Below are 22,363 nucleotides of genomic sequence, written 5' to 3'. Positions count from 1 at the left end.
TCCGTCCCGGTCAGGACCGGGCCAGCGTGACCGAACATCCGCCACCTCCCGGACACCGCAGGAGCACCTCGGTCTCCCGGTCCACAGCAACCTTCGCCACCGCCGGGCCGTCCGCGTCCGGGGCGACCTCGTCGGTGACCGTGACGTCCGCGTCGCCGGGTGCGCGGGCTGTCACCTCGAACGGCGTCGCCCCGCGCAGCACGAGCGTGCGCAGCGCGCCCGGGTCGGCCACCCGCAGCCGGCACACGGTGCCGAAGGCGAGCGTCACCCCGTCGGCGGTGGTGGCCGGCTGGGCGGCCGGCGGCAGGCAGGTCACGGCCACCGTCGCCGGGTCCACGGTCCCGGATCCGCGTCCCAGCCGGGCCAGCGCGCCCGGCCCGGCCGCCGGGTCGCCCCTGTCGCCGGAGCGCCCGGCCACCGCCACCACGTACAGCGCCACCAGCAGCACGGCCACCGCCACCAGCAGCACCTTCTGCTTCGTACTCATGGCCGGACGACGGGCGTGAAGCGGATCTCGTCCACCCCGGCGAAGTACCTGTCGGTGCCCTGGGTCTTGCTCACCGCCACGAGCGTCAGCTTGTGCGGCCCGCGGGTCAGCTCCACCGTGCCCACGTCCACCTCGTCGGTGCGGACCACCGTCGGGCTGAACCCGAAGAACGTGTCGCCGACCTGCCGGCCGTCGACCAGCCAGATCGTGTTCGCGTAGTCGAACGAGGTGGTGCGCACTGTGGAGAACCGCCAGGTGCCGTCGGACGGCACGTCCACCTGCACCGTCACCCGGTCGCCCACGCCCCGGCCCAGGAAGAACAGCTGCGCGTCGCCGGACCACACCACGTCGCAGCAGTTCTCCTGCGCCACCACCTCCGCCTTCGCGCCGGTGGTGGACTGCACCGCGGCACCGGAGACGAGTGTCTCCGCCTCCACCGTCACCGCGTCCGCGCGCGGCGGGGCCGGGGTGTCCGGGCCGCGGGTCACCAGCCAGGCCACCACCCCGCCCACGACCAGCACCAGCGCCGCGGCGGCGGCGATCCACGGCCACGGCGCGCGCTTCGGAGGTACGACGGCCCGCACGTCGTACGTGACCCGGCCGCTGGAGCGGGAACTCTCCTCCGGTGCGGTGTTGGCCGAGTACGCGAACCCGGTCATGTCGTAGCGCCGGGGCGGCGTGCCGGGCGGCACGGCGAGGCGTACCAGGAACGACACCGAGCCCTGCCCGGGCACCACCCGCTGCGGCTCGGCCACGGTGAACCAGGCCCGCTGGCTGCCCTCGCCGGGCGCGACGTCGAAGACGACGGTGTCCGGCGCGGTACCCGGGTTCGACACGGTGAACGTCAGCTCACCGCTGTTGCGGGCGTCCACTGTGAACTGTTCGGCGGCGGCGACGACTGTCCATTCGGTGGTCATGACGGCTCCTCGGGCGGATCGTGGGGCGGGGGTGCGGGTACGTGCGCCCGGCCGACCGCGCGTACCGTCGCGACCCCGGCGGCGGGCTCGGGGGCGTCCGGCTCGGGCGGCACCGGGTCGGACGGCGACGCTTCGGACGGCCCTGTGCCGGACGGGCCTGGCTCGGCCGGCGTCGGGTCGGAGGGCCGGTCGGCCGGGGCGGCGACGACCTCGACGGTGACCGCCGCCGGTTTCTCCGCCTCGACGATGCGGGTGACCAGTGCCAGCCGGTCGGCGGCGGCCGGCGGCACCCGCACCACCAGGTGGAACGGCCGCTCCGGCGGCTCGTCCAGCACGAAGCCGGTCACGCCGGTGGCCAGCTCCAGCGCGGTCCGCATCCCGTACGGGGTGCCGCGCCACCGGGCCAGCAGCGCGCCGTGCGCCACCAGGTCCCGCAGCCGGCCCACCGGCAACGGCAGCGGCGCGTCGGCGCGGGGCGCGGCGACGACGTGGTCCATCGCCACCCAGCGGGTCAGGTACGCCACGAACCCGTCCGGCGTCCGGTACGGCCCGAACAGCGCGTCGACGTCGGCGAGCACGGCCTCGTCCGGGGCGTGCAGCGCCTCCATCACGTCCAGCAGCGCGCCCAGCACGCTGCCCGGGCCGGCGGCCCGCTGGTACGCGGCCGGCAGCAGCCGCTCAATCGCCGCTCGGCGCATCCTGCCGCACCACCTCGATGTCGTGCTCGCCGGAGCAGAGCAGCCAGGTGCCGGGGACGGTGACCACGTCGGCGGTGGCCTGGTTGGCGCTGGGCGTCCAGTCCTCGCCGTCGCCGCTGCGGAACACGCCGCGCTCGCCGCCGGCCAGCACCAGCCGCCCGGTGCCGGAGGTGCCGGTGGGCGCGGTGGCGGCGATGGCGTCGACCGGGACGAACCGGGTCCGGTCCCGCAGCGGCAGGCCGCAGTTGACCATGACGGGCGACCACTGCGGCTGCCCGGCGAGCGTGTCGAGCCGGACCACGCCGCCGCTCTGCGTCGCGGCCAGCGCGAGCGGGCCGCTGAACGTCAGGTCCCGGCAGGTGCCGCCGATCCAGCCGGACGCCATCGACTGCCACTTCACGTCCGACTCGAACAGCCGGGTGCGGTGGCAGCCCTGGCCGGGTTTCTTCGGGTCCGGTTCGCCCGCTCCGCACCACAGCAGCGTGGCCGGGCCGTCGTACTGCACGGCGAGGACCCGGTTGTCCACGTTGGCGAGGCCGACGTGGGCGAACGTGCCGGGCCGTCCGGCAGCGGTGGACAGGTAGACCCCGAATCCGGCCTGCGCGGCCACCGCCACCCCTGGTGCGCCGCGCTCGGAGACGAACGCGCGGACCGCGTAGAAGCCCCGGTCGGCGTCGGCCGGGTCGACAAGGATCTGCAGCGGCACCGCGCCTGGTAGCAGCGGCACCTCGTACAGGCCGGTGTCGGTGGCCAGCAGCAGCGCACCGGTGCCGTCCCGGTCGATCCAGGCCAGGTCGCGGACGCCGGAGTCGAGGTCGGTCAGCAGCGTCCACGTCTCGCCCAGGTCGGTGCTCAGCCGGACCCGGGAGCCACCGGCGTCGCGGGTGGTCACCACCGCCACCGAACCGGCCCGGGGGACCACGCCGGGGCGTACCGGGGCGGGCGCGGGGACCACCCGCACCACCGTCTCGTCGTCGAACCGGCCGGCCGGTTCCCAGCCCGCCCCCGCGTTGGTGGAGCGGAACAGCACCGGGCCGCCGCCGGCGTACCAGGTGTCGGCCTGGTACTGGTCCACCGCCACGGTGCGCACCTGCGCGTCGGGCGCCTCGTCGACCACGAACCGCACCGACTCGACGTAGCGCACGCCCGGCTCGGCGTGCTCCAGCATCCGGTACACGTTGGAGGCGCGTAGCGGCTCGCCGAACGCCCAGCCGGCCGGGTTCAGCGGCGTGGGCAGCGGGCTGAGCGTCTGGTGCAGCCGGTCGTGGATGCGGCGGCGCACCGCGTCCACGTCCTCCTCGCGGCGCACCACCACCCGCGCCTGGATGGACACCGCCTTGTACCGGGCCCAGCCCGCGCGCACCGCCGTACCCAGGGCGCGGCGCCGCTCCAGGTCGGCCTCGACCCGGCGGCGGGCCTCCTCCACCTCGTGCTCACGCAGCACCGCCACCGGCAGCCGCCCGCCGGGGCGGGCCGCCTCCGGCACGTACGGCACCAGCACCACCTCGACCTCGCCGGGCCGGGCGAAGCTGTAGACGGAGGCCCTGGTGAACGCTCGCGCCCGCGCCACCGCGCCGGAGCCGGTGGCGAGGATCTCGAAGTCCCGGGCGGTCACCGCGCGCTGCTGGGCGAAGAACTCGTACGGCCCGCGCGCCAGCACCGACTCCAGCGACTCCAGGTCCCGGCCGCCGGTGGCCGGCTCCGGGTTGTCGACCTTCACCCCCGGCAGCGGATCACGCAGGCTGGTCAGCACGCCCGCCGCCACGTTGCCGGCCGGTCCGCCGCCGCAGCGGTACCAGAGCCGTACCTGCCGCCCGGCCGGCGGCACCGCCGCCACCGTGGTCGCCCCGGCCGCCCCCTCGACGGCCGGGGCGCTCACGTCCGGGCGCAGGTCCAGCGCCGGGGCGAACGTGACCACCCCGGAGGCCCGGTCGACCAGGTAGACCTTCGCCTGCGCCCCGACACCGGCGAAGCTGTCCACCGGCCGCCAGATCTCGTACGTGCGCCCCTCGTGCTCGCGGGCGGCGGCGCCCAGCTCCACCGAGCCCGCCGGCACCTCCACTCCGAGCAGCAGGTCCAGCGCCTCGGTGGTACGGGTCAACGGCGCGCGGGCGGCCCGCAACACCTGACCGGGCTGCCCGGTGCCGGTGCCCAGCAGCTCCGCCTCGACCGGCTCGCAGTGGTGCACACGTACCGTCGTCGTGGTCTCCCCGGCGGGCAGCACCGCCGGTTCGGTGGTCACGAAGACGACCGGCCGGGGGTCCGCGCCGCGGGCCGCGGCGACGCGGGTGCCGGCCGGCACCCGCACCGGGCCGCGGTCCGGGCCGGTACGGGTCAGGCGCACGTCCGCCCAGGCCGCCGCCGGTGGGTGCCGGGTGACGCCGAGCAGGTTCAGGAACGCGACGTACGCCTTCTCCGGCAACTGGTTCAGCCGGTAGATCATCACCTCGGTCAGGTAGGCGAACGCCTCCACCAGCGCCATGCCGGGGTCGTGCGCGGACAGGTCGGTCCAGTCCGGGCAGGACCGGGCGATGCGTTCCCGCGCCTCGGTGACCAGGTCGAGGAAGGCGCGGTCGTCCAGGTGCGGCACCGGCAGCGTCATGGCGTGCCCTCCTCGTCTCCGGTCTCCTCGTCGGCGGGCAGCAGGTCCACGGAGAACACCAGGTGGCCGGGAGAGAGGCTGGCCCGCACCCGGTAGTCCAGCCGGATCACCAGGCGCCACCTGTCGTCCGGGTCGGGACCGGCGTCCACGTCGAGCACCTCGACCCGCGGCTCCCAGCGCCGGATCGCCTGCCGCACGTAGTGGATCGCCAACCCGGCGGTGGTGTCGTCGTTCGGCGCGAAGACGAGCCGGTGCAGCCGCGACCCGTACCCGGGGCGCATCAGCCGTTCCCCGGGTGTGGTGGACAGCAGCAGGTACAGCGCCTGGCGTACCGTCTCGTCGCCGTCGGTCATGGCGAGCGAGCCTGCGGCGGTGAGCGCGAGACCACCGGCGCGGCCGGCGTCGAAGCCGGCGCCGACGAAGCGGAAGGCCCTCATGCGTCCGCACCCAGGAAACCCTGCCGCACGTCGCGGACCTGGTGGTGCACGGTGCCCGGCGGGGTGCCGTCGGTCAGGCCGTCCAGGTGCGACAGCACCACCGGCTGCCGGTCCACCCGCACCCACGTGCTGTAACCCACAGTCACGGTCAGCGTGTGCAGGCACGGTTTGATCGTCGGGCCGTAGTTCGGGCAGGCGGTGATGTCACGTCCCTCCGGGTCGGGTCGTACCAGCACCGGCACGGCCTGGACCGTCACCCAGTGCTGGGACGGGCGGTTGGTCACCCGCCCGTCGTGTCCGCAGGTGATCAGCGAGTCGCGGTGGATCCAGCGCATCAGCCACCTCCGGCGGAACGGGCGAGCGTACGGGCCTGCGCGGCGGCGGTCTCGGCGTCCTCGGCCGCCGGGGCGTGCAGGAAGTCGACGGTGCGGCCGCGCACCACGACGGCCCGGCCGGGCGCGGAGAGCACCAGGTCACCGGCGGCGTGCACGGTGGTCAGCTCGGGACGCAGCTCGACGAAGCTGCCCGCGTCGGTGGCCAGGCGCAGCGTCCGCCCGTCGTCGTCGATCACGATGGACTGCCCGGTGCCGGTCCGCATCGACCAGCGGCGTGAGCGTCCGGAGACGATCCCCGCGTCGTACGGCTCGACCGCGCCGAACAGCGAGCCGAGCACCACGCCCGAGGCCGGCTCGCCGCCGGGCAGCGCCACCAGCACGGTGTCGTCCGGGTCGGGCAGCGCGACGATGCCCTTGCCCCGGCCCGCGCCCGGGCAGAGCACCGCGAGCCAGCCGGCGTCCAGATCGCCGTACGCCGGGAGCGTCACCCGGGCCCGCCCCAGCCCGTCCGGGTCGTCGATGTCGGTGACGGTGCCGAGCGTGACAGTGGCCGCCAGGGGCGCGGCCGACGGCGGCGGGCCGGGCGGCGCCGTGGAGAACCGGCTCAGGTGCCCGTCCGCGTCCACCGTGTGCACCACCTCGGTGAGCACGTACACCCCGGCCACCGGCTCCGGGACGCCGGCCAGGGCGATCCGCCGGCCCGGCCGCAGCGCCGGGTCGCCCTCCGCGGTGCCCTCGGCGGTGACCAGCGCCGCTACCCGGGCGTCCAGCCCGGCCTGGGCCAGCGCGGCCAGCTCGTCGTCGCTGCGGCCGGGCTGGTCCACGGCGGTACGCACACCGTCCGCGCCCACGTCGCCCGGGTCCGGGCGCAGCGGGATGCGCCGCCCGCTGCGCGCCTCGCCCGCCCGCTGGCCCAGCGGCTCCGCGCGTTGCGGATGCCAGCCGAGCACGGCGCACTCCGCGCCCGCCCGGTCCAGGTTCTCGGTGACCCGCAACGCGTGCACCGTCTCGCCGAGCGTCAACGGCAGCGGCTCCCCGTACCCGTCCAGCGTGAACAGCCGCAACCGGTCACCGTCGACGCCCAGGTGCAGCCCGGCCCGCCCGGCCACCTCGCACAGCAGGTCCAGGTCGGTGTGCCGGTGCTGGAGCAGCCGGTCCAGGCGCGGCCCGTCGTCCTCGGCATCCACACTCAACCCCAGCCCGGCGCACAGGTCGGCGGCCAGCTCGGCGGCCGTCACCGACTCGAACACCCGCAGCTCCTGCCGCTTGCGCAGCCGGTGCAGCGGGTCGTACGCCCGGATCCGGGTCAGCGCGGCGCCGTCACCGGCGTACTCCCGCTCGACTGCCGTCACCTCGCCGGTGAACAGCGCCTCCGCCTGCCCGTCGAGGCGCACGTCGAGGGCGGCGCCGGGGCGTACCGGCGGGTCGAGCGGGCCCGCACCGGGGGCGGCGGTGAGCGTCAGCTCGCACTGCGCGGGCCGGTCCAGCCGGGCGGCGACGCGGATGCCGCGCAGCCGGGCCGGGTCGGCCAGCGGCCGACCGTCGACTGTGACCAGGGCGGCCCGGCTCACGGCCTGCCCCCGGCGGCCGCTCGCCGCGCCGGACTGGTCGCGTGGCGGGTCACGGCGTGCCTCCCGTGGTGACGGCGTCCGGCGCGACGGTGGCGGCGCCGACCGGCGGGACGGCGAGCGCGGTGCCGGCGGGCACGGTGAGCGGGTCGGTGATCCGGTTGTGCTCGGCGAGCAGCCGCCACCGCAGCGGCGAACCCAGCGCGTCGTGGGCGAGCAGGTCGAAGCGCACTCCGGACCAGCCCGGCTCGGCCGCGCCGTCGGCGGCGGCGACCACCGCCGACCCGGGCGCGACAGCGGGTGTGCTCGCGGCGGCCAGCTCCTCCTCGAATCCGGCGCGCGCCGCCTCCGCGCCCTCCGCGACGCGGACCAGCTTCAACCGCAGCCAGGACCGCCGGGGCGTACCGGTGAGGGTGAACGCGTCGAAGCGTTCCGCGATCGCGGTGATCACGCCGGGGACGTTCCAGGTCTTGCCCCACACCAGGCGGACCAGCGGCGGGCGCAGCCAGCCGTGCTCGACCGCCGAGTTCTCCGCGAGCATCCACAGCGGCCGGGTCAGCGCGCGTACGTCCTCCGGCCGGGCCGGCGACTCCACGAAGTCGACGTCGAAGAGCAGGTCCAGGACCAGTTCGGTACGCCCGCCGCCGGTGAAGACGAGGGGGTCGTCGGCCAGCCCGGCACCGGTGAGCGATCCGTCCGGTCCGCCGCGCGGGCGTACCCCGGCCAGCCGGGTCACCTGCACGGTCTCCGGGTTGAGCAGGCAGTCGACCCGGGTGCCGGACTCGTCCACGAGGAAGGCGACGCGTTCCATCAGTCACCCGCCTGTTCCCGGTCCAGCCGGGCCGTGTCGCTCCAAGGCGTCGTCCGTGCCGGTAGCCACGCCGGTTCGGCCGGGAGCATCGGCCACGGGTCCGCCTGCGTCCCGCCGCCCTCGGCCATCCCGGTCGCCACCTGACCCGTCGCGCGGATCGGGTCGGAACCGTCCGGCAGGGTCGGCCACGGGCCGCTGTACGTGGGACGCGCGGGCCACCGCCCCTGCCTCTCCCCGGACTCGCCGCCGGACGCCGGGTCGCGTCCGCCCGGGTACGGCAAAGCGGCGGCGCGCCCCGGGTACTGGGCGACGGATCCGTCCCTTGTCCCGTCGCGACCGTTCGCTGATCCGGTTCGACCGCCCTTGGTGCGTGCGGCCGGCCCGCGCGGCAACGACGATGGCGCAGCCGCGAAGGCGAGCGGCGGCATGTCCCCTCGATCGGACGGCACGTCCGCTCCGGCGATGTCGTCCCTGCGCGTCGGCCGGCCCCGGTCGACCTGTGGGAGGTTCCGGAGCGGGTCCACCCGATCGGGGTCGGGCCTCCGCTCGGACGGTGACGGCCGGTCCGATTCGCCGGATCTCACGCGACCCGGCGATCCGATCGTGTCCCGGCTGCCGGCGGGGTGTACGGGCCCGGCGGTGCCAGCGGGCACGCCCGGGTCGGTGGACCGACCGGTGCGGGTGCTCTCGGTGCCGTCGCTGCTCGCGCTCCTCGTGCCGGTGAGGGCCGGCCTGAGGGCGCGAGTCACCGCCGGCCATCGTGCCGGGGACGCGCCACCGATGGCTTCCGTGGTGCTTGTGGTACCGGTCGGACCGACGGCGTTCGGTGATCCGGTCCGGTCCGACATACGCGCCGCTCTCGTCCTCTCCGGTGCCCCGGCCACGCCGATTTGCTCCGTCACGAACCGGTTCGCGGGTTCACCCGCAGACGCCCCGTTGTCCCACGACCGCGAGGCCCCGTCCGAGCGGGACCGGGCGCCCGGCGTCGGCGTGGAAGGCGTCGCCCCGCTCACTTCCCACACGGCACTCGTCGCTCCCGGCGACCGCGCACCGTGCCCCGGCCCCGAGTTCCCGCTTCCCGAGATCCCCGTCCCGCCTCCCAGGACCTCCGGAAGATCTTGGTAGGAAGCGGCCCCCATAGGGGCCCTTTCGTACCAAGATCTCGGCGGGCTGTTGCGGAAAGCGGCGAGTCCGTTGATCAAACGTGCCATCCAGCGCCACCGGCTCCTCTGGCGCCGATCGTCGGAGCGCGGGGGAGGAGCGGAGGGCGGAAGGTCGCGCAGCAGGCCGGGGGCGTGCGCCGCCACCAGCAGCCGCCAGTGCTCGGGCGGCTGTCCGGGGGAGGATGGCGCGTCCTCGGCCGGGGCCGGTCCGGACAGGCGATCCGCGGTGGCCCGCAGGACGCGGGCCAGCCGGTCACGCGGTCGCCGGGGCGGCGGCACCGCCGGCCTCCAGCTCCAGGCTCTCGTACGCCAGGGTCAGCGCCTCGATGGCGATCTCCTGCGACAGGGTGTTCAGATGCGCGCCCCGCCACCGGGTCGGCCACGCGTTGATCATGTTCCAGCGCAGCACCTCGGCGGTGCCGGCCGGGTCGAGCAGCACCACCGACACGTTGCGCCGGTTGACGGTGCCCTTCGCCGCCGCGTTCACCCAGTCCCACAGCTCCCGCGAGCTGGTCAGGCCGAAGTGGAGGGTGACCGGGGCGTACTCGACCTGGCCCGGCACGGCCCGGATGCGCTCGTTGCCCGCCTCCCGGTACGACAGCGCCGGAATCGCCACCTCGAAGCCGCTGACCTCGGTGAAGTGCCCATTGGTGATGCCGTTGATGAGCAGCTTGAAGTGGTACGCCCGGTACGGGTCGACGGGTGCGCCCGGCTGCGGCGTCGCAGTGGTGGGCATGTCAGCCTCCGATCGTCTCGGTCTCGGTGCCGCCGGCCCACTGGCTCAGCTTGAACACCACGAACTCCGCGGGCTTGACCACGGCGATGCCGATGTGCGCCACCACCATTCCGGCGTCGCGGACGTCGGCCGGGTTGGTCTCCTCGTCGCACTTGACGAAGAACGCCTCCTCGGGCGTACGGCCGAGCAGCGCGCCGTCGCGCCACACCCGGGTGAGGAACGCGCCGATGTCGCGGCGGATCGAGCGCCACAGCGTGAAGTCGTTCGGCTCGAACACCATCCACCGGGTGCCGCCCGCGATGGCCTGCTCGATGGAGATGGACAGCCGCCGCACGTTCAGGTAGCGCCACTCGCTTGCCTCGGCGGCGAGCGTACGGGCGCCCCACAGCCGGATGCCCTCCCCGGCGAAGAACCGGATCACGTTGACGCCCTTGGGGTTGAGCACGTCGTGCTCCGGCCGGGTCACCCGGTACGCGAGGTCGACGGCGCCGCGTACCGGCTCGTTGGCGGGCGCCTTGTGCACGCCGCGCAGCGCGTCGGTGCGGGCCCAGATGCCGGCGACGTGCCCGCTCGGCGGGGTGAGCACGAGGTCGCCGCTGAGCGGGTCGCGGACCCGGATCCACGGGAAGTAGAAGGTGGCGAAGTCCGACTGCCGGGGCCGGTCGCCGCCGGCGCCGGGCGGTTCGTCGTCGGCGTCGCCCGGCGTACCCTCGGCGGGTTTGTCGGACGACCCGGACGACGCGGGCTTGGGCGGCCGGCCCGGCGTGGCGACGCGGGTGAGTCGCGAGACGTCGGTGACCTCCGGCGGCGGGTCGCAGATCGCCACCATGGTGCGCAGCCGCTCGGCCATGCTGATCAGGGCCTCGTGCGAGACCGGATCGTGGTAGCCGGGCGCAGCCAGGATGGAGATCTCGTCGATCGCCTCCAGCAGTTCCAGGCCGCCGCGCCGCCCGCCGGTGCCGGTGAGCCGGCCGCCCTCGCCGACGTTGACGACCCAGCAGCGGGTGCCGCCGTTGTCCAGGAAGCCGAACACGGCGCGGGCCAGCGGGGTGCTCTCCAGGTGCTCGCCGTCGGCGTACAGCCGCAGGAACTCGGTCCAGCTGTTCACCGCCAGCGCCTCGCCGACGTGGGCGCCGCGGTCGGGTGCGACCCCGACGAACGCGGCGGTGCTCATGCCGACCGGCCCGATCGGGCGGGCCCCGCTGGGCACCTCCTCGACGTAGATGCCGGGGGAGAAGTAGGTGGGCATCGGTCCTCCTCGGACGTCAGTCGGGCGCGCGGACGACGATCAGCCCGTCGCCGTCCGGATCGAGTTCGGCGGTGTGGACGCGTCCCGCGCCGACCAGCCGGATCCGCACCGGGGCGTCCGGGGCGTCGGGGTCGTGCGGCACGCCGGCCAGCCGGAACCGGCCGGCGGCGTCGGTCTCGGTGGCCTGGGCGGCGCCCACCAGTTCCACCCGGACGGCGGCGAGCGGCTGGTCCTGCGGCCCGACCACCCGTCCGTGCAGCGTGCGCATGCCGAGCTGCCGCAACCGCAGCGGCTGCCGTACCGGCGGCGCGACCGGGACCGGCCGCTCCACCCGGGCCGGCGCGTCCAGCAGCAGCGCGGGCCGGGGCGCCACGCCGAGCGCCCGCCACAACGCCGGGTCGCCGGCGGCCAGCACCAGCTCGGGCCGGCCCGCCGTGGTGGCGGCGGCGAGCACCCGGTCCAGCGCCGCCAGCGCCGCCGGCCCGCCACCCGCCACAAGCAGGCGGACCACGAACCGGTACGGCTCGCGGGTCGCGCCGCCGGTCGCGGTCTGCCGGGCCGGTCGCAGTTCCAGCGGCCAGACCGTGAGACCGCCGCCGGGGTCGTCGCGCGGCGGACCGACCGGTACGGGTTCACCCGCGGCCCCGGCCAGCCAGCTCGCGACGTCCGCGACGGCCGCCTCGATCGCGCCGGTCATCGCGGTGGCGTCCCCTGGATGCGGTACGCGATGGCCTCGTTCCACACGTGCGGGTAGACGCCGATCTCGAAGTAGCGGGTGAACCGGTTGATCGGCGCGTTGGTGTGGTCGTGCCAGAGCAGCCACACCGGAGCGACGGTGAACAGCACGTAGTTGAGCGCCACCAGCGGCAGGTAGAACGGGCCGAGCAGCCGGGCCTGGAACACGTGCACGTCCTCGTGCCGCTGGATGCCCGGGCTGGACCCGGCGCAGACGGTGCCGATGGTGGTGGCGTACCGGGGGGAGACGCCCTCGACGACGTTGACCCGGCCGCTGCCGGCCGAGACGATCCGGTCGAGCTGGTGGCCGAAGACCAGGTGCAGGGCCAGGAAGAGCGCCCCGGCGAACGTGTTGAGCAGGCTCCAGGTGTGGTCGACGACGAAGAGGAAGATCCCCTTCGGGTCGGCGCCGTACGTCCCGGCGGAGGCGGACGCCCAGCCGAAGGGCGCGCCGAGGAGCAGTCCGACGACCGCGCCGACCAGCAGCCCGACGGTGCCGGCGGCGAGTTGCCCGAGCAGGGCGCCGAAGACGACCTGGACGGCGGCGCTGAGGATGCCGAAGATCATGGGGTCACCTCTCTCAGACCCAGGAGCGGACGTAGCGGGGCTCGCGCCCCTGGGCGAGCTGGCTCGGCGACGCCTGCGTGGGCTGCCGGTTGCCAGGGGGGAGCTGGTTGATGCCGAGCGCGGCGGAGAAGATCACCAGACCGTTGAAGAACGCGATGATCCACTTCTCCGGGCCGGCGTCGGTGGCGAACGCGGCGGTCAGGTAGGACAGCAGGAGCGCGAAGCCCAGCGCGATCCACTTGCGCGCCTTGTCGCCGCTCGGTCCGATCAGCCCGCCGATGACGTTCGTGGCGAGCAGGGTGGCGGCGCTGGCGCCGGTGAGGCTGCCCAGGGCGGCCCAGGTGAAGAGATCGTTCACGGCGATCCCCCTCTTTTCGATGGTGCGGTGGTGCGGTCGGGGTGGAGTGGTGCGGCGGCGACCGGATTCACTGGACCCGGGTTCCGCCCGGTGTGCTGGTGGGCCGCCGGCGCGGGCGCCGTCGGTGGTCGGTGGGTCTCAGACCGGCGGACCGCCGGGTGGTACCGGTGCGGCCGGGCCCGTGGTGGCGGCAGGCGCGGGGCCGGCGGGTGCACCCGGGCCGGCGGTCGCCGTCGCGTCCGGGCCGCCGCGGGAGCCCCGGCGGCGCAGCAGGAGCACGACCACCGCGGCGACGGCCAGCAGCAGGACGACCACGCCGCCGACGACCGGCACCCAGGGGAAGGAACCGCTCCCGGTCACCACGGCGGCCGGGCTGGTGGCGGGCGGCGGGGGCGCCTGGGCGACGGCGCGCAACTCGGCCGGCTTGGGCTGGTTGGCGATCACCTTCCAGCTGACCGAGCGTCCGGTGACCGTGCCGTTGGTGTCGAGCACCCGGCCGGGGAACGTCACCGAGATCTCGAACGCCATCAAGGTCATGAACGCCTGTTGCTGGCGCGGATCCTGCTGCCCGAACTTGCCGCCGTATTTCTTCGGGTCCAGCGGGAGCGAGAAGCGAATGAGATCCTCGTCCCGGGCGAGATTCACACTTTCGCTCGTGAATTGTGCCAGTGGCGTTTTCCGGTACGTGATCTGAATGCCGTACGAGGTGGCGTCCTCGTACCGGGTCTCCGCCCCGGGCGGAAGTGAGGGAATGTTCGGCCGGAGTTCGGCGAACGCCACCGCCGGATCCGGGTTCCGCTGCTTGAGCACGGACTTCGGTGCGGTGAGCAGGAGCTGGCCGGAGACGGTGTCGTCGTCGTTCACGGTCAGCCCGAGATTGAGCTGCATGCAGCCGCTCATTATCGCCACGAGGGCGAGACACACCGCGAGGCCGAATGCCCGGCTGCGGCGGAGTCTCGTATTCATGCGGCAAGTGTGAGCGCCCGCGGCGGGCGCGACAGTCAGCGATCAGCCGCCTTCGTGTCGCCGATCTTACCGGCCGTCTCTCCCATTCGGCCGACCCCGGGAAACCGTCGCGCTCGATATTCTGGAATGTTGTGTCCGGATGTTCTCATCCGGTGCCCGCCACGACCCGGAACACCGGGATGTCCGCGGCGACGCGGGCGAACTCGGCGAGCGGAGCGTGCCGGTCCACCGGCACATGCGCCCGGGCACCGGGGGCCAGCGCCAGGTGCCGCCGCAGGATCGCCGGCCGCTGCGCCACCGGCACCTCGACCAGCCGCACCGGCTCGCGGCGGCGGCGCCGCAGCACCACCCGCCCGTCCGCGGCACGCACGTTCGCCACCCAGTTGGCACCCGCGCCCAGCATCGACACCACGTACCGCTCGCCGTCGAGGTCGGCGACCACTATCGGCACCGAGACGGTCCGGCCGGTCCGGCGGCCCGGCACCTCCATCGTCACCCAGTGCCGCGGGGCGAGGCCGGCGCCGTACTGCCAGGCCGACAGCGCGTTCATCATCCGGGCCAGCCGGTTCGGCCGGCCGCCCCGGTACATCCACGTCATGACCCCGCCCATCGGACCTCTCCTTCTCCCGTACCCATTGACGGACGTCCGCCCGGCGGCGGCCAGGGCCGACCGGCCCGTAACGCGTCACCGCAGCGTGAACCGCCCGCCACCGGACGCCCCTGAGTGGCGGTACGCCCGTCCAGGCCGAGATGGGTGATGCGCTTCGTACCCTCGGCCGGGCCGTCCGCGCGGCGGGCGACGCCTGGACGCCGTCCGGAGCGCCGGGCGGCTGTTCACCGGCGACGCCACGCTGCCCCTGGCGATGGTGACCGGTCAGGTCCGGGACACCGCCGTCCACCTGCTGCGCGCCGTGGACGCCGGCGACGACGACACGATCCCCGACCGGGTCGACGCCGCGGCCGCCGGGCACCGACCGGCGCTCAGGCGCTCTCCCGGGCGACAAGCGTCGATGGGAACGCGGTGCTCGGGGCGGCCGGCTCGCGCGTCAGCACGGCAGTGGCCGCGGCGGCCGCGATCCGGTCCACCGGGTGGGTCGCGGTGGTCAGCGGCGGGCTGCTGATCGCCGCGTACGGCAGGTCGTCGAACCCGGCCACCGCCACGTCGTGCGGCACCCGCACGCCGCGCCCGCGCAGCGCGGCGATCACGCCGAACGCGGTGGCGTCGCTGGCCGCGTAGACCGCGTCGGCGTCCGGCCACCGGCGCAGCGCCTCCAGCGCCGCCCGGCCGCCCCGCGCCGTGGTGAAGTCGCCGGTGACCAGCCGCTCCGGCGCCCCCGACTCCCGCATCAGTTCCCGGTACATGGTCACCGAGCGCTCCGCGCAGCTCAGCCAGCGCGGCCCGGTGACCATGACGATGCGGCGGCGGCCGGTGGCGTACAGGTGACGCAGCACCTCGCCCGCGCCGCCGGCGTTGTCGACGTCGAACGAGGGCACCGCCGGCGAGCCCTGACCGATCGAGACGACCCGGCCGCGCAGCCTCGGCGGCACCGCGTCCAGCGCGGCCTGGGTCGTGTTGACCAGGATGACCCCGCAAACGCCCCGGTCCGCGCCGAGCCGCGCCAGCCCCGACGGGTCGGCCAGCGGCAGCCACTCCAGCGCCACCCCGACGCCGTGCGGCGCGCCCACCCGCGACGCCGCGCCCACCACCCGATGCACGTACGGGTCGTCCAGCACGGTGTCGTCGCGGCCCACCACGGCCACCACCAGGCGTACCCCGGCCCCGCGCACCAGCGACCGGGCCGCGAGATCCGGCACGTAGTCGAGGCGCTCGGCGGCGGCCCGCACCCGGGCGCGGGCGTCCGCCGAGGCGAACCCGTAGCCGCCGAGCACCCGGGAGGCGGTGGCCCGGGACACCCCGGCGTCGCGGGCGACGTCTTCGAGCGTGGCGGGACGTGCGGTCGGCGTACCCATGTCCGCATCATGCCTGCTCCGGCGTGGATGGGCGAAGCCTTAACGGCGCTTGTGGTGGAAGCGCTCTCAGGTGTGCGATTGTCGTCGGGAACCAGACGGGGGAAGGGACCACCGCACCGTGAGCAGCACCATCGACGCACCGGCCGGCAAGCGGCCACCGGCGCCCCGGGCGGTGCTGACCGCCCGTAACGGCGTCGCCGCCGTCTTCGCCCTCAACGGGCTCGCGGTGGCGAGCTGGTTCTCCCGGGTTCCGGCGGCTCAGGACGCGCTCGACCTCAACCCGGGCGGGCTCGGCCTGCTGCTGCTCTGCGCCTCGGCGGGCTCCCTGCTGGCGATGCCGACCGCGGGCCTGGTCACCCAACGGCTCGGGCCGGCGCGCACGGTGGCCGTCTCGGTCGTGCTCGTCGCGCTCGGCCTGACCGTGGCCGGTCTCGCCGCCAGCCTGGCCGGATGGGCCGCCGGCGTCGGGCTGGGGCTCGCCGCGTTCGGCTTCGGCTCCGGCCTGTGCGACGTGGCCATGAACGTCGAGGGCGCCGCGGTGGAGAAGCGCCTCGGTCGCACCATCCTGCCCCGGTTTCACGCCGCCTGGAGCCTCGGCTCGGTGGCCGGGGCCGGGCTCGGCGCCGGCGCCGCGCACTTCGGCGTACCCGTCGGCGTACACCTGCCGGTCCTGTCCGTGCTGATCCTGGCCGGCACGCTGGTCGGCGCCCGGGCGTTCCTCGCGGCTACCGCCGAGGCGGCCGGGGCCGGGGAGCCGGCGGCCCGGCGGCAGGCGCTGCTGGCCGCCTGGCGCGAGCCCCGCACGCTGCTGATCGGGCTGCTCGTGCTGGTCATGGCGTTCACCGAGGGCAGTGCCAACGACTGGCTCGCGGTGGCGTTCGTGGACGGGTACGGGGTCGACGAGGCGGTCGGCGCCGCAGTGTTCGGCGTGTTCGTGGTGGGCATGACGATCGGCCGCACCGTCGGCACCGTCGCCATCGACAGGTGGGGCCGGGTGCCGGTGCTGTTCACCACCATCGCGATGGCGTCCGCCGGCGCGGCGCTCGCCGTACTGGCCGGGAACGGCCCCCTCGCGGTGGCCGGCGTCGCGCTGTGGGGACTCGGTGCCTCGCTCGGCTTCCCGGTCGGGATGAGCGCCGTCGCCGACGACGAGGACAAGGCCCCGGCCCGGGTGAGCGTGGTCGCGGTGATCGGCTACACCGCCTTCCTGGCCGGGCCGCCGCTGCTCGGCTTCCTCGGCGACCACTTCGGCGTGCTGTCCGCGCTCGTCGTGGTGCCGCTGCTCCTGCTGCCCACGCTCGCGCTGGTGCCGGTGCTGCGGGAACGCCCCGCCGCGCCGGACGCGCAGGCCGGCACCCCGGCGGCGAAGGTCGGCTGAGCCGCTCCAGCCGACTCCCACCGTGCTCCCAGCCGCCTGCCAGGCGGGCGTGCTGCACTGGAGCGAACGCCGAGGAGAGGAGGCGGGCATGGGCTGGTTCAGCCGCCGGGCCGCCGACCCGACGACGCCCACGAAGCTCGACCGCGAGGCGACCAAGGAGGACCTGGCGCAGCTGGAGGCGTTCGTCACCAGCCGGCGCGGGGTCGAGTTCTACCTGGAACCGGAGACCACCGCCACCGACACCACAGTCGTCGCCATCGCGCACGACGGCGAGTGGATCCGCCGCCGTACCGGCTCGCCCCGCGTCGCCGGGCGGATCGCCCAGAAGCACGCGGTGCCGCTGTACGAGGCGGCCCGCACCGGCTACCCGGAGCGGATGCGGGCATGGAACCGGGCCCACCCGGAACGGCGGGCCCGCTGACCGGCGCGGTCAGCCGGTCAGCGCGGTGACGACGGCGTAGCCGAGGAACGCCGCGCCCAGGCCGGCGGCCACACTGAGCGCCACGTTCGCGTACGCGAGGTGGCGCTTCCCGGTGCGGGCCAGGCGCAGCGTCTCGTAGCTGAGCGTGGACCAGGTGGTCAGCGCGCCGCAGAAGCCCGTGCCGGCCAGCGCTGTCACGCCCGGGTCGACGGGTGCCGCGAGCAGGCCGCCGAGCAGCAGCGACCCGGCCACGTTGACGGTGAGCGTGCCCCACGGGAACGGCGAGCCGTGCCGGGCCTGCACCGCCCGGTCGGTCAGGTAGCGCAGCGGCGCGCCGATCGCGGCGCCGAGCGCGATCAGCAGAACGGTCACCGTCGGCCCCCGTCCCGGGCGGGCAGCAGCCGGGTGGTCACCGTGTCCCCGGCGACGACCGCCGCCAGCGCGCCGAGCATCGTCGCGGCCAGGTAGACGCCCGCCGTACCGGCCGCGCCGTCGGTCAGCAGCCGCTGCGCGTCGACCGCGTACGCGGAGAACGTGGTGAACCCGCCGAGCACGCCGACCCCGAGGAACGGCCGGGTCAGCGGGTGGGCCGGGCGGGCGGCGAGCACCGCCGTCAGCACGCCGATGAGCAGGCACCCGGCGACGTTGACGGCGAACGTGGCCCACGGGAACTCGCCGGGCTGCTGCGGCACCGCGGCCTGCGCGCCGGCCCGGGCCAGCGCACCGAGCACGCCACCGCCGGCGATCACGCCGAGCACGGCCGCCGGGTGCGCGGACAGTTCCGACCGGTCCGCCGGTACGCGCAGGTCGACATCCGGATCGACCCGGGGATCCGACACGACACCTCCCACCAGCACCCGAGAGCATAACCCCGCCCTCCCGCCCCTCGCCCCGCTCCCGGCGATCTTGCGGTTTCGGCCCCGGCAAAGGGTGCGAAGGGGGGCACCCGAGGGGCGGCAAGTGCAAGATCGCGGGGGAGGGGGGTGGGGGACGGGGTGGCGGGCGTACGGTGGGCGCAGCGCCCGGCGCGCGGCGTCCGGGGCCCGTCGTGCCAGGAGGTCACCGTGGAGGAGCGCACGCCCCGTCCGGACGAGCTGGATCCCGTCGAGCGGATCGGCGTCGACGAGCTGCGCGCGCTGCAACTGGACCGGCTGCGGCACTCGCTGCGGCACGCGTACGACAACGTGCCCCACTACCGGCGCGCCTTCGACGCCCTCGGCGCGCACCCCGATGACCTGCGTGAACTGGCCGACCTGGCCCGCTTCCCGTTCACCACGAAGGCGGAGCTGCGGGAGAACTACCCGTTCGGCATGTTCGCGGTGCCCCGCGAGCGGGTCGCCCGGCTGCACGCCTCCTCCGGCACGACCGGCCGTCCCACAGTGGTCGGCTACACCCGCGCCGACCTGGCCACCTGGGCGACGCTCATGGCCCGTTCGATCCGCGCCGCCGGGGGCCGACACGGCGACCGGGTGCACGTCGCGTACGGCTACGGGCTGTTCACCGGTGGCCTCGGCGCGCACTACGGCGCCGAGGAACTGGGCTGCACCGTCGTCCCGGTGTCCGGCGGCATGACCGAGCGCCAGGTGATGCTGATCCGCGACCTCGAGCCGGAGGTCATCATGGTGACCCCGAGCTACATGCTCGCCATCGTCGACGAGATGGAACGCCAGGGCGTCGACCCGCGCACCACCTCGCTGCGGGTGGGTGTCTTCGGCGCCGAGCCGTGGACCGAGGACATGCGCCGCGAGCTGGAGCAGCGCCTCGACATGCACGCGCTGGACATCTACGGCCTGTCCGAGGTGATGGGCCCCGGCGTGGCGGTCGAGTGCGTGGAGACCAAGGACGGCCTGCACCTCTGGGAGGACCACTTCTACCCGGAGATCATCGACCCGATGACCGGCCAGGTGCTGCCCGACGGGGAGCGGGGCGAGCTGGTGCTGACGTCGCTGACCAAGGAGGCCATGCCGGTGGTCCGCTACCGCACCCGCGACCTGACCCGGCTGCTGCCCGGCACCGCCCGCCCGATGCGCCGGATCGAGAAGATCACCGGACGTACCGACGACATGATGATCGTCCGGGGGGTGAACGTCTTCCCGACCCAGATCGAGGAGCTGATCCTGCGTACCCCGGCCCTGTCGCCGCACTTCCAGTGCGTGCTCGACCGGCGGGGCCGGCTCGACACGCTCACCGTGCACGTGGAGCGGCGGGCGGGCGCCGCCGCCGACGAGGCCGAGCGGGCCGGCGCGACGCTGGTCGAGCAGGTCAAGAACACGATCGGAGTGTCGGTGGCGGTACGGGTGGTCGAGCCGGACGGGGTGGAACGCTCGATGGGCAAGATGCGCCGCATCGTCGACCAGCGGCGGGAGTCCTGAGATGAGCGGTGACGGCGGCCGTACCGCGGCGCACGACATGTTCGACGCCGACGTGGCGTCCAAGGGGCTCGGCATCGAGCTCGTCTCGGCCGGCGACGGCGCGGCGGTGGCCCGGATGCGGGTCACCCCGTCGATGCTCAACGGGCACGCGATCGGGCACGGCGGCTTCGTTTTCCTGCTCGCCGACACCGCGTTCGCGCTGGCGTGCAACAGCCACGGCCCGGCGACGGTGGCGGCCGGCGGCGAGATCAGCTTCCTGCGCCCGGTACGCGAGGGCGACCTCCTGGAGGCGTACGCCACCGAGCGGGTCCGGCACGGCCGCAGCGGCATCTACGACGTGACGGTACGGCGCGGCGACGAGGTGGTGGCCGAGTTCCGGGGCCGCAGCCGCACCATCGCCCGCGACTGATCCGTCCGGCCCGCCCGGCCGACCTGCCCGCCGAGTGACGTCCGGGCCGGAGTGGCCCCGTGCCCGCTCCGACCCGGACGTCATGCCGCCAGCCCGAGCGCGTGCCCGCCGGGCTCGGTTCTTCGCCGGTTCCGGCCCACCCGCCCGGGCGGACCGGTCCGCCGTTCCCGCCACGCCGTGACCACAGGTGCCGGATCGGACCGCCCGGGCCGCGCCGCGACCGTGGACGACGACCCCGGCCACGCCCTGACACCCGGGACGATCCGTGTCGCGGCGGCGGCCGGTCCGGCACGCACCGGCTGGCCCGCCCGTCCGGGCTCCGCCGGGAGTCCGCCGGCCCGGCCCGGCTGCCCGGGCGCCGTGTCGCAGGCATCGGTCCGGTCCGGCGGGACGGGCGCCGGTCGGGCCCCTCCACCCGACCGGCGCGACCGCCCCGCCCCGAGCGGGCAGACCTCCCGCTCGCCGGCGCCCCGGGACGGGACGCCGGTCGCCGCTCCCGGCACACGGCCGGCAGCGGTGTCCTTCGCGGCACGCAGGCGGCGGGCGAAGTCCGCCCGTACCGCACGGGACAGCCGCAGCGCGGTCACTCGCGCCACCAGCGCGTCGACCGCCCAGCCGCCCGCCGCGACCGGGTACAGGAGCCCCGCCGCGGCCAGCTCCCGCAGCACCGGCTCGGCCCGGCCGGCGGGCCAGCCGAGCATCGCCTCCACCGCGGGGGCCCCGGCCGGACCGCCGTGAGCGGCAGCGGCCAGCAGCACCGCCCGGTGCGTACCGTGGAGCCGGTCCAGCCGGGCGTCCACCAGGCGGCGCGCGGCGGCGGGTACGCCGGACGGTTCCGCGCCCGCGTACGCAGCCGCGACCGCCGGGTTGCCGCCGACGAGCGTCACCAGCCGCGCGGCGAGCGCGGCCGGCCGCCCGGCCCGGTCGAGCAGGTGCCGCAGCAGCCGCCCGGTGTCCAGCGGGCCCAGCGGCTCCAGCGGGATCCGCCGCGCCGGCGCGGGCAGCGGGTCGGCCGAGCCGGATCCGCAGGTGGTGATCACCGCCAGCGGCAGTCCCCGCTCACCGGCCGCCACGTGGAGCTGCTGCAGGAACAGGCGCAGCGCCGGGGCGGCCCGGTCCAGGTCGTCCACCGCGACCACCACCGGCGCCTCGGCGGCCAGGCCGAGCAGCGCCTCGCGGCAGGCGACCACGGCGCGTTGCGCCACCGTGTCGTCGTCCGGCGTGGCCAGGAACGCCGCCAGCACGTCGCCCGGGCCGTCCACGCCCGTCGCGTCCGGCCGGGGCCGCACCAGGCCGGCCAGGGGCGCCAGCTCCCCGCACGGGTACGGCGGGCAGGCCGTCACCCGCCGGCGCACCGGCACGCCGTCCACGCTCGACACGGCGCGGGTCACCTCGTGCAGCAGCCGGCTGCGGCCACTGCCCGGCGGGCCGACCAGTGAGATCCAGCGGGGACGCCGCTCGCGGAGCGCCCGGGTCACCTCGTCGGCCGCGCTCGCCAGCTCCCGGCGGCGGCCCACGAGCGGGACGCGGTGCCGGGCCGGCCGGCTCCCGGCCGGCCCGGTCACCCGCCACACGTCGAGCGGAAGCGTCTTGCCGGCGAGCGTCAGGGTGGCGAGTGGACGCTGCTCGACCAGCCCCGCCACCGCGTCCCGGGTGGCCGGGCAGACCACGACCCCGCCGGGCGGCGCGTGCTCCTGGAGGCGGGCCGCCGTGGTGATCACCGCGCCGCTGGCCGCGCCGTGGCCGCCGTCGCGGACCCCGGCCAGGTCCAGCAGCACCTCACCGGTCGCCACGCCGACCCGCACGCTCAGCCGGACGCCGGCCGGGCGCCGCCGCGCCAGCGCGGCCTGGATGTCCAACCCGGCCCGCACCGCCCGGTACGCGTCGAGACCATCCGAACCGGACGCGCCGAACAGCGCCATCACCGCGTCGCCGACGTACTTCTCCACCACGCCCCGCCAGCGGCGCAGCACCGAGGCGACGGTGCCGAAGTAGGCGCGCTGCAAGGCGCGCACGTCCTCCGGGTCGAGCTGCTCGACCAGCCGGGTCGAGCCCACGATGTCGACGAAGAGGACGGTCACGATCCGTCGTTCCTCGGGCACCGGCCGGCACGCCGCGATGACGGCTTCCCGACTCCCCACGGGCGTGGTGATCAACATCGCACCCACCCTTTCCCGATAGCG

Annotated in this window: 23 protein-coding genes; 4 read left to right on the top strand and 19 right to left on the bottom strand. The window is 75.5% G+C overall.

The window, feature by feature from the left end; translation table 11 throughout:
• Positions 1-10: 10 nt before the first annotated feature.
• From O7546_RS16260 to O7546_RS16185, 16 genes are all read right to left on the bottom strand, one after another.
• Positions 11-487, bottom strand: a complete 477-nt coding sequence (locus tag O7546_RS16260) for a hypothetical protein (RefSeq protein ID WP_269697133.1) — start codon at positions 485-487, stop codon at positions 11-13.
• Positions 484-1,404 carry a hypothetical protein gene (locus O7546_RS16255; RefSeq protein ID WP_269697132.1) on the bottom strand — a complete coding sequence of 307 codons (921 nt, stop codon included), beginning with the start codon at positions 1,402-1,404 and terminating at the stop codon, positions 484-486. Before O7546_RS16255 ends, O7546_RS16260 begins: the two co-directional genes overlap by 4 nt.
• Positions 1,401-2,102 (bottom strand): phage tail protein, encoded by a 702-nt coding sequence (locus O7546_RS16250; RefSeq protein ID WP_269697131.1) that lies wholly within the window; start codon positions 2,100-2,102, stop codon positions 1,401-1,403. The genes O7546_RS16255 and O7546_RS16250 overlap by 4 nt, the downstream gene beginning before the upstream one ends.
• Positions 2,083-4,704, bottom strand: a complete 2,622-nt coding sequence (locus O7546_RS16245; protein WP_281599225.1) for a putative baseplate assembly protein — start codon at positions 4,702-4,704, stop codon at positions 2,083-2,085. Before O7546_RS16245 ends, O7546_RS16250 begins: the two co-directional genes overlap by 20 nt.
• Positions 4,701-5,141, bottom strand: a complete 441-nt coding sequence (locus tag O7546_RS16240; protein ID WP_281599223.1) for a GPW/gp25 family protein — start codon at positions 5,139-5,141, stop codon at positions 4,701-4,703. The genes O7546_RS16245 and O7546_RS16240 overlap by 4 nt, the downstream gene beginning before the upstream one ends.
• Positions 5,138-5,476, bottom strand: coding sequence for a hypothetical protein (locus O7546_RS16235; RefSeq protein ID WP_194799219.1), 339 nt, complete (start codon positions 5,474-5,476; stop codon positions 5,138-5,140). Before O7546_RS16235 ends, O7546_RS16240 begins: the two co-directional genes overlap by 4 nt.
• Positions 5,476-7,047, bottom strand: coding sequence for a phage baseplate assembly protein V (locus tag O7546_RS16230; RefSeq protein ID WP_281599221.1), 1,572 nt, complete (start codon positions 7,045-7,047; stop codon positions 5,476-5,478). The genes O7546_RS16235 and O7546_RS16230 overlap by 1 nt, the downstream gene beginning before the upstream one ends.
• A gap of 49 nt (positions 7,048-7,096) precedes the next feature.
• Positions 7,097-7,855 carry a hypothetical protein gene (locus O7546_RS16225; protein ID WP_269697126.1) on the bottom strand — a complete coding sequence of 253 codons (759 nt, stop codon included), beginning with the start codon at positions 7,853-7,855 and terminating at the stop codon, positions 7,097-7,099.
• Positions 7,856-9,271: 1,416 nt separating this feature from the next.
• Positions 9,272-9,754: a phage tail protein gene (locus tag O7546_RS16220; protein ID WP_281599218.1), complete on the bottom strand. Its 483-nt coding sequence runs from the start codon at positions 9,752-9,754 to the stop codon at positions 9,272-9,274.
• 1 nt (position 9,755) lies between these two features.
• Positions 9,756-11,003, bottom strand: coding sequence for a phage tail sheath subtilisin-like domain-containing protein (locus O7546_RS16215; RefSeq protein ID WP_281599216.1), 1,248 nt, complete (start codon positions 11,001-11,003; stop codon positions 9,756-9,758).
• Positions 11,004-11,019: 16 nt separating this feature from the next.
• Positions 11,020-11,700, bottom strand: coding sequence for a carboxypeptidase-like regulatory domain-containing protein (locus O7546_RS16210; RefSeq protein ID WP_194799223.1), 681 nt, complete (start codon positions 11,698-11,700; stop codon positions 11,020-11,022).
• Positions 11,697-12,305, bottom strand: coding sequence for a glycine zipper family protein (locus O7546_RS16205; protein WP_194799224.1), 609 nt, complete (start codon positions 12,303-12,305; stop codon positions 11,697-11,699). The genes O7546_RS16210 and O7546_RS16205 overlap by 4 nt, the downstream gene beginning before the upstream one ends.
• Positions 12,306-12,318: 13 nt before the next feature.
• Positions 12,319-12,663, bottom strand: coding sequence for a hypothetical protein (locus tag O7546_RS16200; protein WP_194799225.1), 345 nt, complete (start codon positions 12,661-12,663; stop codon positions 12,319-12,321).
• 138 nt (positions 12,664-12,801) lie between these two features.
• A complete protein-coding gene (locus tag O7546_RS16195) occupies positions 12,802-13,629 on the bottom strand; it encodes a DUF3153 domain-containing protein (protein WP_281599213.1) in 828 nt (275 codons plus the stop codon).
• 145 nt (positions 13,630-13,774) lie between these two features.
• Positions 13,775-14,239 (bottom strand): nitroreductase family deazaflavin-dependent oxidoreductase, encoded by a 465-nt coding sequence (locus O7546_RS16190; protein ID WP_281599211.1) that lies wholly within the window; start codon positions 14,237-14,239, stop codon positions 13,775-13,777.
• Positions 14,240-14,610: 371 nt separating this feature from the next.
• On the bottom strand, positions 14,611-15,600 hold the full coding sequence (locus O7546_RS16185; RefSeq protein WP_194799227.1) for a LacI family DNA-binding transcriptional regulator: 990 nt from the start codon (positions 15,598-15,600) through the stop codon (positions 14,611-14,613).
• Between the two features lie 118 nt (positions 15,601-15,718).
• On the opposite strand from O7546_RS16185, the gene O7546_RS16180 reads away from it, so the two are divergent.
• Complete coding sequence (locus tag O7546_RS16180) at positions 15,719-16,978, top strand: MFS transporter (RefSeq protein WP_194799228.1); 1,260 nt, start codon at positions 15,719-15,721, stop codon at positions 16,976-16,978.
• An 88-nt stretch (positions 16,979-17,066) separates the two neighbouring features.
• Positions 17,067-17,399 carry a hypothetical protein gene (locus O7546_RS16175; RefSeq protein ID WP_120569611.1) on the top strand — a complete coding sequence of 111 codons (333 nt, stop codon included), beginning with the start codon at positions 17,067-17,069 and terminating at the stop codon, positions 17,397-17,399.
• A gap of 9 nt (positions 17,400-17,408) precedes the next feature.
• On the opposite strand, the gene O7546_RS16170 is transcribed toward O7546_RS16175, so the two are convergent.
• Positions 17,409-17,771: a CrcB family protein gene (locus O7546_RS16170; protein WP_269697122.1), complete on the bottom strand. Its 363-nt coding sequence runs from the start codon at positions 17,769-17,771 to the stop codon at positions 17,409-17,411.
• Positions 17,768-18,250 carry a CrcB family protein gene (locus tag O7546_RS16165; RefSeq protein WP_194799230.1) on the bottom strand — a complete coding sequence of 161 codons (483 nt, stop codon included), beginning with the start codon at positions 18,248-18,250 and terminating at the stop codon, positions 17,768-17,770. The genes O7546_RS16170 and O7546_RS16165 overlap by 4 nt, the downstream gene beginning before the upstream one ends.
• A gap of 213 nt (positions 18,251-18,463) precedes the next feature.
• Here O7546_RS16165 and paaK point away from each other — a divergent pair, with 213 nt between their 5' ends.
• Together paaK and paaI are read left to right on the top strand one after the other, a co-directional pair.
• Positions 18,464-19,771, top strand: a complete 1,308-nt coding sequence (gene paaK / locus O7546_RS16160) for a phenylacetate--CoA ligase PaaK (protein WP_269697121.1) — start codon at positions 18,464-18,466, stop codon at positions 19,769-19,771.
• 1 nt (position 19,772) lies between these two features.
• On the top strand, positions 19,773-20,180 hold the full coding sequence (gene paaI, locus O7546_RS16155; RefSeq protein WP_194799232.1) for a hydroxyphenylacetyl-CoA thioesterase PaaI: 408 nt from the start codon (positions 19,773-19,775) through the stop codon (positions 20,178-20,180).
• Positions 20,181-20,260: 80 nt separating this feature from the next.
• Here paaI and O7546_RS16150 read toward each other — a convergent pair whose 3' ends face one another.
• On the bottom strand, positions 20,261-22,261 hold the full coding sequence (locus tag O7546_RS16150; RefSeq protein WP_281599203.1) for an adenylate/guanylate cyclase domain-containing protein: 2,001 nt from the start codon (positions 22,259-22,261) through the stop codon (positions 20,261-20,263).
• Positions 22,262-22,363: the final 102 nt, after the last annotated feature.

Origin of the sequence: Micromonospora sp. WMMA1976, from assembly GCF_027497335.1 — a bacterium.
GTDB lineage: Bacteria > Actinomycetota > Actinomycetes > Mycobacteriales > Micromonosporaceae > Micromonospora > Micromonospora aurantiaca.
Note: the sequence above shows the minus strand (reverse complement) of the source record. Positions and strands in the feature narration are given on the sequence as shown.

Bases quoted from the DNA above. Each gene is read 5' to 3' on its own strand.
- O7546_RS16260 (WP_269697133.1), bottom strand. From the start codon at position 487: ATGAGTACGAAGCAGAAGGTGCTGCTGGTGGCGGTGGCCGTGCTGCTG.
- O7546_RS16255 (WP_269697132.1), bottom strand. From the start codon at position 1,404: ATGACCACCGAATGGACAGTCGTCGCCGCCGCCGAACAGTTCACAGTG.
- O7546_RS16250 (WP_269697131.1), bottom strand. From the start codon at position 2,102: ATGCGCCGAGCGGCGATTGAGCGGCTGCTGCCGGCCGCGTACCAGCGG.
- O7546_RS16245 (WP_281599225.1), bottom strand. From the start codon at position 4,704: ATGACGCTGCCGGTGCCGCACCTGGACGACCGCGCCTTCCTCGACCTG.
- O7546_RS16240 (WP_281599223.1), bottom strand. From the start codon at position 5,141: ATGAGGGCCTTCCGCTTCGTCGGCGCCGGCTTCGACGCCGGCCGCGCC.
- O7546_RS16235 (WP_194799219.1), bottom strand. From the start codon at position 5,476: ATGCGCTGGATCCACCGCGACTCGCTGATCACCTGCGGACACGACGGG.
- O7546_RS16225 (WP_269697126.1), bottom strand. From the start codon at position 7,855: ATGGAACGCGTCGCCTTCCTCGTGGACGAGTCCGGCACCCGGGTCGAC.
- O7546_RS16220 (WP_281599218.1), bottom strand. From the start codon at position 9,754: ATGCCCACCACTGCGACGCCGCAGCCGGGCGCACCCGTCGACCCGTAC.
- O7546_RS16215 (WP_281599216.1), bottom strand. From the start codon at position 11,003: ATGCCCACCTACTTCTCCCCCGGCATCTACGTCGAGGAGGTGCCCAGC.
- O7546_RS16210 (WP_194799223.1), bottom strand. From the start codon at position 11,700: ATGACCGGCGCGATCGAGGCGGCCGTCGCGGACGTCGCGAGCTGGCTG.
- O7546_RS16205 (WP_194799224.1), bottom strand. From the start codon at position 12,305: ATGATCTTCGGCATCCTCAGCGCCGCCGTCCAGGTCGTCTTCGGCGCC.
- O7546_RS16195 (WP_281599213.1), bottom strand. From the start codon at position 13,629: ATGAATACGAGACTCCGCCGCAGCCGGGCATTCGGCCTCGCGGTGTGT.
- O7546_RS16190 (WP_281599211.1), bottom strand. From the start codon at position 14,239: ATGGGCGGGGTCATGACGTGGATGTACCGGGGCGGCCGGCCGAACCGG.
- O7546_RS16185 (WP_194799227.1), bottom strand. From the start codon at position 15,600: ATGGGTACGCCGACCGCACGTCCCGCCACGCTCGAAGACGTCGCCCGC.
- O7546_RS16175 (WP_120569611.1), top strand. From the start codon at position 17,067: ATGGGCTGGTTCAGCCGCCGGGCCGCCGACCCGACGACGCCCACGAAG.
- paaI (WP_194799232.1), top strand. From the start codon at position 19,773: ATGAGCGGTGACGGCGGCCGTACCGCGGCGCACGACATGTTCGACGCC.